Annotated in this window: 13 protein-coding genes; all 13 read left to right on the forward strand. The window is 72.5% G+C overall.

The window, feature by feature from the left end:
- Nucleotides 1-28 precede the first annotated feature (28 nt).
- The 13 genes from pyrF to ACFWQG_RS04000 all read left to right on the forward strand — a co-directional run bounded on the left by pyrF (nucleotide 29) and on the right by ACFWQG_RS04000 (nucleotide 14,096).
- The gene (gene pyrF, locus ACFWQG_RS03940) at nucleotides 29-901 is read left to right on the forward strand and encodes an orotidine-5'-phosphate decarboxylase (RefSeq protein WP_378506274.1); all 873 of its coding nucleotides are present in this window, start codon (nucleotides 29-31) and stop codon (nucleotides 899-901) included.
- 154 nt (nucleotides 902-1,055) lie between these two features.
- Nucleotides 1,056-1,376: an integration host factor, actinobacterial type gene (gene mihF / locus ACFWQG_RS03945; protein WP_378506275.1), complete on the forward strand. Its 321-nt coding sequence runs from the start codon at nucleotides 1,056-1,058 to the stop codon at nucleotides 1,374-1,376.
- A 65-nt stretch (nucleotides 1,377-1,441) separates the two neighbouring features.
- Entirely contained in the window at nucleotides 1,442-1,990 is a 549-nt protein-coding gene (gene gmk, locus ACFWQG_RS03950; RefSeq protein ID WP_378506276.1) for a guanylate kinase, read from the forward strand.
- Between the two features lie 60 nt (nucleotides 1,991-2,050).
- The gene (gene rpoZ / locus ACFWQG_RS03955) at nucleotides 2,051-2,344 is read left to right on the forward strand and encodes a DNA-directed RNA polymerase subunit omega (protein ID WP_378506277.1); all 294 of its coding nucleotides are present in this window, start codon (nucleotides 2,051-2,053) and stop codon (nucleotides 2,342-2,344) included.
- Between the two features lie 34 nt (nucleotides 2,345-2,378).
- A complete protein-coding gene (gene coaBC, locus ACFWQG_RS03960; RefSeq protein ID WP_378506278.1) occupies nucleotides 2,379-3,680 on the forward strand; it encodes a bifunctional phosphopantothenoylcysteine decarboxylase/phosphopantothenate--cysteine ligase CoaBC in 1,302 nt (433 codons plus the stop codon).
- A 64-nt stretch (nucleotides 3,681-3,744) separates the two neighbouring features.
- Nucleotides 3,745-4,959, forward strand: a complete 1,215-nt coding sequence (gene metK, locus ACFWQG_RS03965; RefSeq protein WP_378506279.1) for a methionine adenosyltransferase — start codon at nucleotides 3,745-3,747, stop codon at nucleotides 4,957-4,959.
- 122 nt (nucleotides 4,960-5,081) lie between these two features.
- Nucleotides 5,082-7,046 carry a primosomal protein N' gene (locus ACFWQG_RS03970; RefSeq protein WP_378506404.1) on the forward strand — a complete coding sequence of 655 codons (1,965 nt, stop codon included), beginning with the start codon at nucleotides 5,082-5,084 and terminating at the stop codon, nucleotides 7,044-7,046.
- Nucleotides 7,047-7,086: 40 nt separating this feature from the next.
- Nucleotides 7,087-8,787 (forward strand): alpha/beta hydrolase, encoded by a 1,701-nt coding sequence (locus tag ACFWQG_RS03975; protein WP_378506280.1) that lies wholly within the window; start codon nucleotides 7,087-7,089, stop codon nucleotides 8,785-8,787.
- A 333-nt stretch (nucleotides 8,788-9,120) separates the two neighbouring features.
- Nucleotides 9,121-9,783, forward strand: coding sequence for a helix-turn-helix transcriptional regulator (locus ACFWQG_RS03980; RefSeq protein ID WP_378506281.1), 663 nt, complete (start codon nucleotides 9,121-9,123; stop codon nucleotides 9,781-9,783).
- Nucleotides 9,784-9,872: 89 nt separating this feature from the next.
- Nucleotides 9,873-10,913, forward strand: coding sequence for an esterase/lipase family protein (locus ACFWQG_RS03985; protein ID WP_378506282.1), 1,041 nt, complete (start codon nucleotides 9,873-9,875; stop codon nucleotides 10,911-10,913).
- Between the two features lie 252 nt (nucleotides 10,914-11,165).
- Entirely contained in the window at nucleotides 11,166-11,684 is a 519-nt protein-coding gene (def, locus tag ACFWQG_RS03990) for a peptide deformylase (RefSeq protein WP_378506283.1), read from the forward strand.
- A gap of 1 nt (nucleotide 11,685) precedes the next feature.
- Nucleotides 11,686-12,624: a methionyl-tRNA formyltransferase gene (gene fmt / locus ACFWQG_RS03995; protein WP_378506284.1), complete on the forward strand. Its 939-nt coding sequence runs from the start codon at nucleotides 11,686-11,688 to the stop codon at nucleotides 12,622-12,624.
- Complete coding sequence (locus ACFWQG_RS04000) at nucleotides 12,621-14,096, forward strand: RsmB/NOP family class I SAM-dependent RNA methyltransferase (protein ID WP_378506285.1); 1,476 nt, start codon at nucleotides 12,621-12,623, stop codon at nucleotides 14,094-14,096. Before fmt ends, ACFWQG_RS04000 begins: the two co-directional genes overlap by 4 nt.
- The last annotated feature ends 209 nt before the right edge of the window (nucleotides 14,097-14,305 follow it).

Genomic DNA, 14,305 nt, shown 5'->3' on the forward strand with positions numbered 1-14,305 from the left:
CCCAAAACCTCCACAACCTTCTGCGAGATTGCCCACAGGGCCTGCTGGCCCCGGAACCACCCACGTTTGTGGCCCTTTTCTCCGACCCGCGGTCCGGAGCCGGGGGCGGCTGTGCGTTGGCATCGACCCGCACCCGCCGCTGCTGCGGGCCTGGGGTCTGCCGGAGACCGCGGACGGGCTCGCGCGGTTCGCCGAGGTGTGCACCACGGCGTTCGCGGGTGAGGTGGCCCTGGTCAAGCCGCAGGTGGCGTTCTTCGAGGCGTACGGCACCGCCGGGTACGCGGTCCTCGAACGGACGATCGCGGCACTGCGGGAGTCCGGCACGCTGGTCGTCGCCGACGCCAAACGCGGCGACATCGGCTCGACGATGTCGGCGTACGCGCAGGCCTGGCTCGGGGAGGGCGCCCCGCTGGCGTCGGATGCGCTCACCGTCTCGCCCTACCTGGGGTTCGGGGCGCTTGAGCCTGCGGTGACGCTGGCGACGGCGACCGGGCGGGGCCTGTTCGCGTTGGCCCGCACCTCCAATCCGGAGGGTGGCGGGTTGCAGGGGGCCAGGACCGCCGGTGACGACGGTTCCGCCGGGTCCGGGCCGTCGGTGGCGCAGTCGATGGTGGACGCAGCGGTGGCGCACAACAGGGACGGCCGGGACACGATGGGCCTGGTCATCGGCGCGACGCGCGATCATGGTCTGGACCTGTCGGCGTTCACCGGTCCGATCCTGGCGCCCGGGCTCGGCGCTCAGGGCGCGACCGTGACGGATCTCGCAGAGATTTTCGAAGGGTCGCGAGAGTTGTTGTTGCCCAACACGTCTCGGGACGTGCTTCGGTGTGGTCCGTCGGTAGCCGCGCTGCGGGACGCCGCACTGCGGGTTCGTGACGAGGTCGAGACCGCCCTCGCATAGCCCACCCGATTTGCCCCCGCAGTTTCGGGGGTGGGTTAGCAATCGGCGCCGAGCGTGAGTACGGTCGCTATCGCCCCTGGTTATCCGGGGGTTGCGAACACCCCCGGGCCACCCGGGAGCTGTTTGACACTGCACACGACGAGACGGAGGAACCGTGGCCCTTCCCCAGTTGACCGACGAGCAGCGTGCTGCTGCTTTGGAGAAGGCAGCTGCCGCCCGTAAGGCCCGGGCTGAGCTCAAGGAGCGCCTCAAGCGCGGCGGCACCGACCTCAAGCAGGTCCTCAAGGATGCCGAAGACGACGAGATCCTCGGCAAGATGAAGGTCTCGGCCCTGCTCGAGGCCCTGCCCAAGGTGGGCAAGGTCAAGGCGCAGGAGATCATGACCGAGCTGGAGATCGCCCCGACCCGCCGCCTGCGTGGCCTCGGCGATCGTCAGCGCAAGGCCCTGCTGACCAGGTTCGATTTCGAGGCCTGAGTTCACAGGTGGCTGACGCACACAACGTGTCAGACCGCGAGAACGCAGTGCGGAGGGGCCGGCTGGTGGTACTGGCCGGCCCCTCCGCCGTCGGCAAGTCGAGTGTCGTGCGCAAGCTGCACGACCGGCTTCCCGACCTGGTTTTCAGCGTGTCTGCAACGACAAGAGACCCCCGCCCCGGCGAGGTGGACGGACGCGACTACCGGTTCGTCACCGCGGCCGAGTTCGAGCGGATGATCGCCGCGGGCGAACTGCTCGAATGGGCCGAGATCCATGGCGGACTGCAACGGTCCGGCACTCCCGCCGCGCCCGTGCAGGCCGCGCTGGCGGCCGGACATCCGGTGCTCGTCGAGGTCGACCTTGCCGGTGCCCGCGCCGTCCGGGCCGCGATGCCCGAGGCGGTGCTGGTGTTCATGGCGCCGCCGAGCTGGGAGGAACTGGTCGCGCGGCTGACCGGCCGCGGGACCGAATCCGAGGAGAAGATCGCCCGACGGCTTGAGACCGCGCGCGTCGAACTCGACGCCAAGGACGAGTTCGACGAAGTCATCGTCAACCACGACGTCGACCGTGCGTGCGAGGAGTTGGTATCCTTGTTGGTCGGTACCACGCAGTAACACCGATTCCGCTGATCTCAACCTTCTTCGCACCACCGAATCCGCACCACAGGAGACCCAGTGAGCGCAACCACCGTCGCGACCGACCGCCACGGCATCCCGGCCTACGACACCCCGCTCGGCATCACCAACCCGCCGATCGACGAGCTGCTCGAGCGCACCTCCTCGAAGTACGCCCTGGTGATCTACGCGGCCAAGCGGGCCCGACAGATCAACGACTACTACAACCAGCTCGGCGACGGCATCCTCGAGTACGTCGGCCCGCTGGTCGAGCCGGGTCTGCAGGAGAAGCCGCTGTCCATCGCGATGCGCGAGATCCACTCCGACCTGCTCGAGCACACCGAAGGCGAGTGACCCGCTCCCGTCCTGGCGTCGCCGAACGGATACTGTGACGTCCGTGACGGATTCGCATTCCGATACCGCCGGTTCACCACGACGCATCGTCGTCGGGGTGGGCGGCGGTATCGCCGCATACAAGGCCTGTTCGATCATCCGCAGCTTCACCGAGGCAGGCCATCACGTTCGGGTGGTCCCGACCGAGTCGGCGCTCGAGTTCGTCGGCCGCGCCACCTTCGAGGCCCTGTCCGGGAACCGGGTCGACACCGGGGTGTTCGACGACGTGCCGCAGGTGCCGCACGTGCGACTCGGTCAGGAGGCCGACCTGGTGGTCATCGCGCCCGCCACCGCGGACCTGATGGCCCGCGCCGCGCACGGCCGCGCCGACGACCTGCTCACCGGGACCCTGCTCACCGCCCGCTGCCCGGTGGTGTTCGCCCCGGCGATGCACACCGAGATGTGGGAGCACCCCGCGACCGTCGACAACGTCGCCACCCTCCGGTCCCGCGGGACCGTGGTGATCGAACCGGCCTCCGGGCGGCTCACCGGCAAGGACACCGGCGCGGGCAGGCTGCCCGACCCCGACGAGATCGTCGCGCTCGCGAACCTGCTGCTGGAGCGGCCGGACGGGCTGCCGCGCGACCTTGAGGGACGGCGGATCGTGGTGTCCGCGGGCGGCACCCGCGAGCCCCTCGACCCGGTCCGCTTCCTCGGCAACCGCAGTTCCGGCAAGCAGGGCTACGCGATCGCGCGGCTCGCCGCCCAGCGCGGCGCGCGGGTGACGCTGATCGCCGGGTACACCGCCGACCTGGCCGACCCCGCCGCGGTCGACGTGATCCGGGTGAAGACCGCGCAGGAGATGAAGGTCGCCGTCGACAGGGCTGCCGGGGTCGGCGCCGCCGACGGTGTCGCGCCCACCGCGGACGCGGTGGTGATGGCCGCGGCGGTCGCCGATTTCCGGCCCGCGACCGTCGCGACCGCGAAGATCAAGAAGGGCGCCGACGAACCCGACACCATCGGCCTGACCCGCAACGACGACATCCTCGCCGGGCTGGTGCAGGCCCGCCGGGACGGTGCGGTGCCAGCGACGACCCGGATCGTCGGGTTCGCGGCGGAGACCGGTGACGCCAACGGCGACGTCCTCGATCACGCCCGGTCCAAGCTGGCCCGCAAGGGCTGTGACCTGCTCGTCGTGAACGCGGTCGGGGACGGGAAGGCCTTCGAGGTGGACAGCAACGACGGGTGGCTGCTCGCCGCCGACGGCGCCGAGCGCGCGCTCGCGCACGGGTCGAAGGCGCTGATGGCCAGCCGGGTCCTCGACGCGGTGGCGGCGCTGCTGCCCACCAGGCAGTAGGGTCGGGGGCGGAACACGTGTCAGTATTTTGACGACCATTTGTCAGTTGGTGAGAGGGAGATCTGTGAGCAAGTCCGGAAGTCGGCTATTCACCAGTGAGTCCGTGACCGAGGGTCATCCGGACAAGATCTGTGACGCGATCAGCGACTCCGTCCTCGACGCACTGCTTGCCCAGGATCCGCGCAGCCGCGTCGCCGTCGAGACGCTGGTCACGACCGGGCAGGTGCACGTCGCGGGCGAGGTCACCACCTCCGCGTACGCCGACATCCCGAAGATCGTGCGCGACAAGGTGCTCGAGATCGGGTACGACTCGTCCGCCAAGGGATTCGACGGCAACTCCTGCGGTGTGAACATCGCGATCGGCGCGCAGTCGCCGGAGATCGCGCAGGGCGTCGACCACTCGCACGAGGCCCGTGTCGAGGGCAGCTCCGACGACGACATCGACCGTCAGGGCGCGGGCGACCAGGGCCTGATGTTCGGCTACGCCTGCACCGACACCCCCGAACTGATGCCGCTGCCGATCGCGCTCGCGCACCGGCTCTCGCGCAGGCTGACCGAGGTCCGCAAGACCGGTGTCCTCCCGTACCTGCGGCCGGACGGCAAGACCCAGGTCACCATCGAGTACGACGGCGACCGGGCGGTCCGGCTTGACACGGTCGTCGTGTCCACCCAGCACGCCGCCGACATCGACCTCGACAACCTGCTCACCCCGGACATCCGCGAGAAGGTGCTCGGGTCGGTGCTCGCCGAGATCGACGTGCCGTCCCTGGACACCTCCGAGGTCCGCCTGCTGGTCAACCCGACCGGCAAGTTCGTCCTCGGCGGCCCGATGGGTGACGCGGGCCTGACCGGCCGCAAGATCATCGTCGACACCTACGGCGGCATGGCCCGCCACGGTGGCGGCGCGTTCTCCGGCAAGGACCCGTCGAAGGTCGACCGCTCCGCCGCGTACGCGATGCGCTGGGTCGCGAAGAACGCGGTCGCGGCGGGCCTCGCGGACCGGATCGAGGTGCAGGTCGCGTACGCGATCGGCAAGGCGGCCCCGGTCGGGCTGTTCGTCGAGACCTTCGGCACCGAGAAGACCGACCCGGCCCGCATCCAGTCCGCGATCTCGGAGATCTTCGACCTGCGGCCCGGCGCGATCATCCGCGACCTGGACCTGCTGCGCCCGATCTACGCGCAGACCGCGGCGTACGGCCACTTCGGCCGCACCGACGTCGACCTGCCGTGGGAGCACACCGACCGCGCCGAGAAGCTGCGCGCGGCCGCCGGTCTGTAGATGACTGCTGATCCGAGCCGCCCACCGCTGTCGGTGGGCGGCTCGCGTCGTTCGTGCCGGTGGGACGGGTGACCGCGGAGCGCGAACCGGCCACGACGCTGCCGGTCGCGCGGGTGCTGCCGATGCTGCCGCTGCCGCACCTGGACCGGGTGTTCGACTACCTGATCCCGATCGAACTGGACGAGCAGGCCCGGCCGGGTGTCCGGGTCCGGGTCCGCTTCGCGGGCCGCCTGGTGGACGGCTTCCTCCTTGACCGGATCGCGGCCAGCGAGCATCCGGGGAAGCTGGGGTGGCTGGACCGGGTGGTGTCGGCCGAACCGGTGCTCACCCCGGAGATCGGGCGGCTCGTCGACGCGGTCGCCGCCCGCTACGCGGGGACCCGCCCGGACGTGCTGCGGCTGGCGGTGCCGCCGCGGCACGCGCGGGTCGAGGGCGAACCGGTCCCGGAGCGGGCGCCGCTGCCCGAGGGGCCGGTGCACACGGCGCCGTGGGCGGTGTACCGGCACGGGGAGAGCTTCCTCGCCGCGCTGGCGGCGCGGCGGGGTCCGCGGGCGGTCTGGCAGGCGACGCCGGGGGAGAACTGGCCGCGCAGGCTCGCCGAACTCGCCGCCGTCGTCGCCAGGGCGGGCCGGTCGGTGGTGCTCGTTGTGCCCGACCAGAAGGACCTGGACCGGGTCGCGACGGCGTGCGTCGACGTGCTCGGTGACGGTCCGGTGGTGCCCCTCGCCGCCGGTCTCGGGCCAGCAGTGCGGTACCGCCGGTGGCTGGCGGCGTTGCGGGGCACCGGCCGGGTGGTGGTGGGCACCCGCAGCGCGGTGTTCGCGCCGGTGCCCGACCTCGGCCTGATCGTGATCTGGGATGACGGAGACGATCTGCACTCCGAACCCCGCGCCCCGTACCCGCACGCGCGCGAGGTGGCGCTGCTGCGCGCGCACTCCGCCGGCTGCGCCGTGGTGGTCGGCGCGCACTCGCGGACCGTGGAGGCGCAGGCCCTCGTCGACTCCGGGTGGGCCAACGACCTCGTCGCCGACCGCGCCGTCGTCCGGGCCCGCGCCCCGCACGTGGTCGCGCTCGCCGACAGTGACCATGCCCTCGAACGTGACCCCGGCGCGCGGGCGGCGCGCCTGCCCGCGATCGCCTTCGCCGCGGCCAGGGACGCCTTGGCAGCGGATTCCGGTGTGCTGGTGCAGGTTCCGCGCCGCGGCTACGTGCCGTCGCTGGCCTGCGGGAAGTGTCGCGCCCCTGCCCGATGCCGGCACTGCAACGGCCCGCTGGCGCTGCCCGCCGCGGCAGGCCCGGACGGTGCGGGCACCCCCGGCTGCCGGTGGTGCGGCGTCGCCGACGCCACCCACCGGTGCGGGGCGTGCGGATCCCGGCAGCTGCGGGCGGTGGTCGTCGGTGCGGGCCGGACCGCGGAGGAACTGGGCCGGGCGTTCCCGGGTGTTCCGGTCCGCACCTCCGGTGGGGGTGAGGTGCTGACGAGCGTGAAACCCGGTGCCGCCCTGGTGGTCTCGACTGTCGGCGCCGAGCCGGTGATGCCGGGGGGCTACGGTGCGGCGCTGCTGCTCGACGGGTGGGCGCTGCTCGGCCGCGCGGACCTGCGGGCCGAGGAGGAGACCCTGCGGAGGTGGATGACCGCCGGTGCGCTGGTGCGGTCCGCGTCCGACGGCGGGAGGGTCGTGGTCGTCGCGGACGCGTCCATCCCGGTGGTGCAGGCGCTGGTGCGGTGGGACCCGGTCGGCGCGGCGCGGGCCCAGCTGGAACAGCGGGCCGAGGTTCGCTTTCCGCCGACCGTGCACATGGCCGCGGTCGACGGCGGGCACGCGGCCGTGGAGTCGCTGCTCGCGGCGGCCGCGTTGCCGGACGGGGTGGAGCTGCTCGGCCCGGTCCCGCTGCCGCCGGGCGAGCGGTTGCCGTTCGCTGGGGATGATCCCGAGCCCGACGAGGTTGAGCGGATGCTGCTGCGGGTGCCGCGCGGTGCGGGCGGGGCGTTGGCGCGTGCGCTGGCGCAGGCGCAGTCGGCCCGCGGCGCGCGCCGGGAATCGGGCTCGGTGCGGGTGCAGATCGACCCGCTGCGCATCGGCTGATCGCAGGCAGAAGGAGGCCGCACCGCTACTGTGTGCAGCCATGACCGCCCTGCTTGAGCGTGACGACCCCGCCGACGCCGCCGCGCCCCCGACCGGTGGCCTGCGCGCCCGGCTGCGCCGCTATGCACGCCGCCTGCACCCGGTCGGCCTCGCGGTGGCCCTGCTGTTCTTCACCTGGTCGATGAGTCCGTCGCTGCTGCCGCGGGCCTGGTATCTGCAGGGGCTGGCGACTGGCATCTCGATCGCGCTCGGGTACGGATTGGGCTGCCTTGCCGCCTGGCTGGTGCGGGCGTGCGGCGTCACCCCGACCTGGTCGGCGCGGACCCGCCGGATCGGCTGGTGGCTGCTCGCCGCGTCGGCCGCGATCCTCGTTCCGGTACTGCTCGTGCTCGGCGGGGTGTGGCAAAACTACGTCCGCGACCTGGTCTCCGTCCCGCGGACCCATCAGGCGAACGTGCTGCTGGTGTTCGTGATCGCGGTCGCGGTGTGGTTCGTGCTGCTGTCGGCGGCGCGGGGCATCCGCTCCGGCACCCGCCGGTGCAGTGCCTTCGCGCGCCGGTTCGTGCCCCGGCCCGCCGCGAACGTTGCCGGGCTGGCCGCAGCAATCGTGCTCGGTGTCCTGCTGGTCAACGGCGCCCTCTACAACGGCCTGATCGCGTTCGCCAACTGGAGTTTCTCCGGTGCGGACACCGACACCGCGGCAGGCGTCGACCAGCCGGTGGCGCCGGAGCGCAGCGGGTCGCCCGCCTCGGCCCAGGCCTGGTCCACACTCGGCCAGGAGGGGCGGACCTTCGTCGGCCGCGGACCCGACGCCGCCGCGATCACCGCGGTCACCGGCAGGCCAGCACTCGAGCCGATCCGCGTCTACGCGGGCCGGGAATCCGCCGAATCGGTGGCCGGGGTCGCCGACCTGGTGATCGCCGAACTCGATCGAACACACGCGTGGGACCGGAAGGTCCTCGCCGTCAACACCACCACCGGCCGGGGCTGGGTGAACCAGAACGTTGCGTCATCGCTCGAGTACCTCGAGGGCGGCGACACCGCGATCGCGTCGATGCAGTACTCGTTCCTGCCGAGTCCGTTGGCCTTCATCGCGGACCGGCAGACGCCGCAGGTCGCCGGGCGGGCGCTGTTCAACGCCGTGTTCGCGCGCTGGATCGACCTGCCCGTCGACACGCGGCCGAAGCTGGTCGTCTTCGGCGAGAGCCTCGGCGCCTACGGAGGCCAGAATGCCTTCGCCGGCTACCAGGACATGGCGACCCGGGTCGACGGCGCGCTGTGGGTGGGGACCCCGAATTTCACGCCGCAGTGGCGGGAGGTGACCGCCGACCGCGACCCAGGTTCCCGCGAGATCCTGCCGGTCGTCGACGACGGCCGCGCGGTCCGATTCGCGTCGGATCCGCAGGACCTCGATCTCGGCACCGCATGGGGTCCGCGGCGCACCGTCTACTGGCAGCATGCGAGCGATCCGATCGTGTGGTGGTCGCCGTCGCTGCTGTTCACCGAGCCGGACTGGCTCACCGAGCCCCGCGGCCGGGATGTCGACCCGAACATCCGCTGGTTGCCGCTGGTCACCTTCTGGCAGGTCACCCTGGACATGGTGTTCTCGGCCGACGTGCCCGCGGGGCACGGCCACGCCTACGGGGCGGACGCCGTGGACATGTGGGCCCGGATCCTGCCGACCGACGGGTGGTCGCAGGCGGACACGGATCGGGTGCGGGCGGTGCTGAGCGGGGACTGACCCGCCCCGTCCGCCCCGCCCGGTCCGCCCCGTCCGGGGTGCCATCGCCCGCACCCTTCGTCGAAGCGGGAGTTCTGTCGCTTGGGGGTTGCCGTAGACCTATTGTCGATATATCGTCGAGTGGGTCGAGATGGATCGCGGTCGAGGCGAATGTATGCCCCGCGGTCCGCCAATGAGAGGACAGGCATCATGGAGAACTTCCAACGAGACTTCGATCGCCGGGGGCGGAGTCGCAGGCCCGGTCGCATCGGTCGCGACGGCCGTCGTGGTCATGGCGAACCGGTTGGCGGTGGGTTCGGGCCCGGCGAGTCCGGCTCCGGCACAGGTGGATTCATGCAGGGGGGCGACTACGGCCCCCGCGGTGACTACGGGCCGCGCGGTGATTACGGGCCGCGGGGTGACTACGGGCCGCGCGGGCGTTTCGTGCCGCGGGGCGACTTCGTCCCCGGTCGGCGCCGCGGACCGCTGGGCGAGCCGGGTGGCCCCGTCGGACGCGGGCGCGGCCGTGGTGGTCGCGGTCGCCGCGGCGACGTCCGCGCGGCGATCCTGCTGCTGCTCGGCGAGGAACCCGTGCACGGCTACGAGCTGATCCAGCGGATCGCCGAACGCTCCGGCGGCGCATGGAAGCCGAGTCCCGGGTCGATCTACCCGGCGCTGGCGCAACTCGAGGACGAGGGCCTCGTCCTGATCGAGAAGGTGGCCGGTCGCAAGACCGCCAAGCTCACCGAGGCGGGCGCAGCGTATCTCGAGGAGCATCGCGGTGACCTCGGGAACCCCTGGGAGGAGATCAGCTCGGCCGTCGGCCAACCGGCGCGGGAACTGCGCGGCCTGCTCACCCAGCTGACCGGCGCGGTGCGTCAGGTCGCCGCCGCGGGAACGGCCGCACAGGCGACGGCGGCGGGAGAGGTACTCACCGAGGCACGCCGCGCGCTCTACCGCATCCTCGCCGACGATCACACCGCATCGCCGGCGGATGCCCCCGGCGCCGACGAGTAGACGAACCGGACGGTTCGCCGAATCCGGCCGATTCGTGACCGATCCGGCGGCGAGGGGCGAAGATGGACCGGTTCGGTGCTCGCGGGAGGATGACGATGAACAGACGTGCGTTGGTGGCCGCTGCGGCGTGCGCGGCAACCGTCGGACTGTGGCCCGGTGTCGCGTCGGCCGCACCCGACCTCGGCAGCGCAGCGGCGGCGGGGTCGGTATCGGAGACCCCGACCCTCCCCGGGCCGGCCCAGAGCACCCACGCCGCCGCCGCGGACTACGCCGACGCGCACCCCGGCAGCGCCCCGCCCGGCGCCAACGACGTCGCCTGCGTTCCGTCGGCCGCCCACCCCAACCCGGTGATCCTCGCGCACGGCAGCGACTCGAACGCCTACTCGGACTGGGCGGCCCTCGCCCCGCGGCTGCGCGTGGCCGGGTACTGCGTGTTCGCCGTCAACTACGGCGGAGCCCCCGACAGCGGTGACGGCGACGCGGGCAGCGGCGGCACCGGCTCGGTCGGCACCGAGCACCCCGGCAACTTCGGCACCGAGGACATGGTCGCCAGCGCGGAGCAGGTCGCGGACTTCGTGCGCCGGGTGCGGGAGTCGTCCGGCGCGCCGAAGGTGGACCTCGTCGGTTTCTCCCAGGGCGCGACCGTCACCCGTCACTTCGTCAACAAGCTCGGCGGGGCCGCCGTCGTCGACCGCTGGGTCGGGATGGCGTCCCCGAGTTACGGCGGCGTCTTCTACGGACTCGTCCCGATCGCGGACGCGGTCCCCGGCGGCAGGGCGGTGGTGAGCCTGTTCACGACCACCGCGGTCGAACAGCAGGCGCAGGGGTCGGACTTCCTGACCGAGCTGAACGCGCCGTCGGACACCGTTCCCGGCGTGCGGTACACCACGATCGGGACCCGCTACGACGAGATGATCCAGCCGTACACCAACATCGCGCTCCGCGGCCCCGGCGCGGACAACATCCTGATCCAGGACCGGTGCCCGCAGAACAAGACCGGCCACATGAACATGCCCTACGACCCCTACACGCTCGGCCTCGTCGAGCAGGCGCTCGATCCGACCGCGCCAGCCCCGACATGCACACCGGTGCCGCTCGGGACCGGGATGGCCGGGATGATCGGCCGCTGAGCGTCGCGCTGCCCCCGGCACCCACCCGCCGCACCCGCACCCGTGCGCCGCCCCCTGCCCGCCCCCGCCAATTCCCGTGTGCACACACCCTTTGCGGCGTGCACACGGGAGTTGTGCGTGCAGTACCCGGGTGCGTGCGCGAACGGGTGTGTGCACACGGGGCGGTGTCGCCGCGCCGGGCGGGCGGAACGAGACGGCGCGCATCCCTAGACTGGACGACGACACCGCACCGATCTTCCTGGGAGCAGCCCCGTGACAGTCCAGCCCGTTCGCCTGTTCGGCGACCCCGTCCTCCGGACCCGAGCGGACGAGGTGACCGCCTTCGACGGGGAACTGGAGCAGCTGGTCACCGACCTCGTCGACACGATGCGCGATCGCGGCGGTGCCGGGATTGCGGCCCCGCAGATCGGCGTGTCGCTGCGGGTGTTCGCCTATGACTGCGGCGGCATGTTCGGGCACGTCGTCAACCCCACCTACGAGGTGATCGGCGGCGAGGAGCAGATCGGCAGCGAGGGCTGCCTGTCCGTCCCGGACGTGCGCGGCGACGTCCGACGCGCGACGACCGTCCGCGTCGCGGGCGTCGACGTCCACGGCGAGCCGGTGTCGTTCGAGTGCAGCGACATCATGGCCCGCTGCGTGCAGCACGAGACCGATCACCTCGACGGGGTCATGTTCATGACCCGGATGGACCCCGAGGACCGCAAGTCGGCGATGCGGACCATCCGCGAATCCGACTGGTTCGGCGCCGCGATCGCGGTGGCGGGCAACTGACATGCGCATCGTCTTCGCGGGCACCCCCGACCCCGCCGTCCCGTCCCTCGCCCGGCTGCTCGCCTCGCCGCGGCACGAGGTGGTCGCCGTGATCACCCGGCCCGACGCCGTCGCAGGCCGCGGTCGCAAGGTCACCCGCTCACCCGTCGGGCTGCTCGCCGACGAGCACGGAGTCGAGGTGCTCACCCCGACCCGCGCCTCCGACCCCGACTTCCTTGCCCGGCTCGCCGAACTCGCCCCGGACTGTGCGCCCGTCGTCGCGTACGGCGCGCTGCTGCCGCGGCCGGTGCTCGACGTCCCGAAGCACGGTTGGGTGAACCTGCATTTCTCGCTGCTGCCCGCCTGGCGCGGTGCGGCGCCGGTGCAGGCGTCGATCGCCGCGGGCGACGACATGACCGGCGCCAGCGCCTTCCAGCTGGAGGAGGGCCTCGACACCGGGCCGGTGTTCGGGGTGATGACCGAACGCATCCGCGACGCCGACACCGCGGGAGACCTGCTCGGCAGGCTCGCCGACAGCGGCGCGATCCTGCTCGAGCAGGTGCTCGACGGCATCGAGGACGGCACGCTGACCGCGGTGCCGCAGCCGGTCGACGGGGTGTCCCACGCGCCGAAGGTGACGGTCGATTCGGCGCGGATCGACTGGACGCTGCCCGCCGCGGTCGTGGACCGGCGGGTGCGCTCCGTCACCCCGGCACCCGGCGCCTGGACGACGGTGGGGGAGCTGCGGCTCAAGGTCGCGCCGGTGACGCCGGTCGCCGCGGACCTGCTGCCCGAGCCGCTGGAGCCGGGGCAGGTGCTGGTCCGCAAGGACGGTTGTTACCTCGGCACCGGAACCGTGCCGGTGCGGCTGAGTCAGGTTCAGCCCCAAGGAAAGAAGCTCATGGCGGCAGCAGACTGGGCGCGCGGCGCGCGCCTCGACCCCGAGGTGCGTGCACAGTGACCGACTCCCGACGTCCCTCCCGCGGCAACCGTGGCGGGCCCCGAAACGATGGCGCCAGCCGCAGCGGCAATCAGAACGGCAGGCGACCCAACACCCGGCCCCGGCAGGCGAAGCGGCCCGATGGGGCGGGCATCGACCCGGCCCGGCTCGCGGCCCGCGACGTGCTGCGCGCCGTCCGGGAACGCGACGCCTACGCCAACCTGGTGCTGCCCGCGCTGCTGCGCGAGCGCGGCATCGACGGCCGCGACGCCGCACTGGCCACCGAGCTGACCTACGGTGCGTGCCGCGCGCAGGGCCTCCTGGATGCGGTGATCGCCGCTGGCGCGGGCCGCCCCGTCGACGAGATCGACGGGCCGCTGCTCGACGTGCTGAGGCTCGGCGCCTACCAGTTGCTGCGCACCCGGATCGGCTCGCACGCCGCCGTCGACACCTCCGTCGACCTGGTCCGCACCGAATTCGGCCAGGGCCGCGCCGGTTTCGTCAACGCCGTGCTGCGGCGGGTGGCGGAGAAGACCGAGGAACAGTGGGTCGAGCAGCTCGGCCCCGACCCGGTGCGGGACCCGGTCGGGCACCTGGCGTTCCGGCACGCGCACCCGGTGTGGATCGCGCAGGCGTTCGCCGACGCGCTCGGCGCCGACGCCGGTGAGGTGGAGGCGGTCCTCGCCGCCGACGACGCCCGCCCCGTCGTACATCTGGTCGCCCGGCCCGGGGAGATCTCCGCGGAGGAATTGGCGCTGATCACCGGCGGCGAGCAGGGCCCGTACTCGCCGTACGCGGTGCACCTCGACGGCGGCGACCCCGGCCTGCTCGAGCCGGTCCGCGAGGGTCTGGCCGCCGTGCAGGACGAGGGCAGCCAGCTCGTCGCCCGCGCACTCACGTTGGCGCCGGTCGTCGGCGAGGACCGGGGTCGCTGGCTGGACCTGTGCGCCGGACCCGGCGGCAAGGCGGCGCTGCTCGGTGCGCTCGCCGACATCGAGGGCTTCCGCGTCGACGCCGTCGAACCGGCCGAGCACCGCGCCGACCTGGTCCGCAAGACCACCAGGGGACTGCCGGTCGACGTGCACGTCGGCGACGGCCGCGACCCCGGCCTGACGCCGGGCTTCGACCGGATCCTCGTCGACGCGCCGTGCACCGGCCTCGGCGCGCTGCGCCGCCGGCCCGAGGCCCGCTGGCGCCGCAAGCCGTCCGACGTGTCCGAACTCGTTGCGCTGCAACGGCAGCTGCTGGCGTCGGCGATCGGGCTGCTGCGCCCCGGCGGCGTCGTGCTGTACTCCACCTGCTCGCCGCACCTGTCGGAGACGGTGTCGGTGGTCGCCGACGCCGTCCGCAGGCACGGGGTCGAGCAGCTCGACACCCGCGAGCTGGTCCCCGGCGTCCCCGGTGTGGGCGCCGGCCCCGGCGTGCAGCTGTGGCCGCACCGGCACGGCACCGACGCAATGTTCATGGCGGCGCTGCGCAAGCCAGTGGAGTAGCGCGCTCGTCGAACGGGAGGTTGTTTGGGCCTTGGCCGAGAGGCGACCCCAACAACCATCCATTTACCGGGGACCACAACGACCGCAGAGTGTCTGCTGCCAGTACGCTCCCTCCAAATTTGATGAGCGCGAATGGTGGTGCGGTGGAATCGTTTGATCTTCGGTCGGCCTTGGTGACGTTCGATGTGCCGCAGCTTCGGGAGAAGGTG

This window comes from Rhodococcus sp. NPDC058532 (assembly GCF_042719255.1).
Classification (GTDB): domain Bacteria; phylum Actinomycetota; class Actinomycetes; order Mycobacteriales; family Mycobacteriaceae; genus Rhodococcus_G.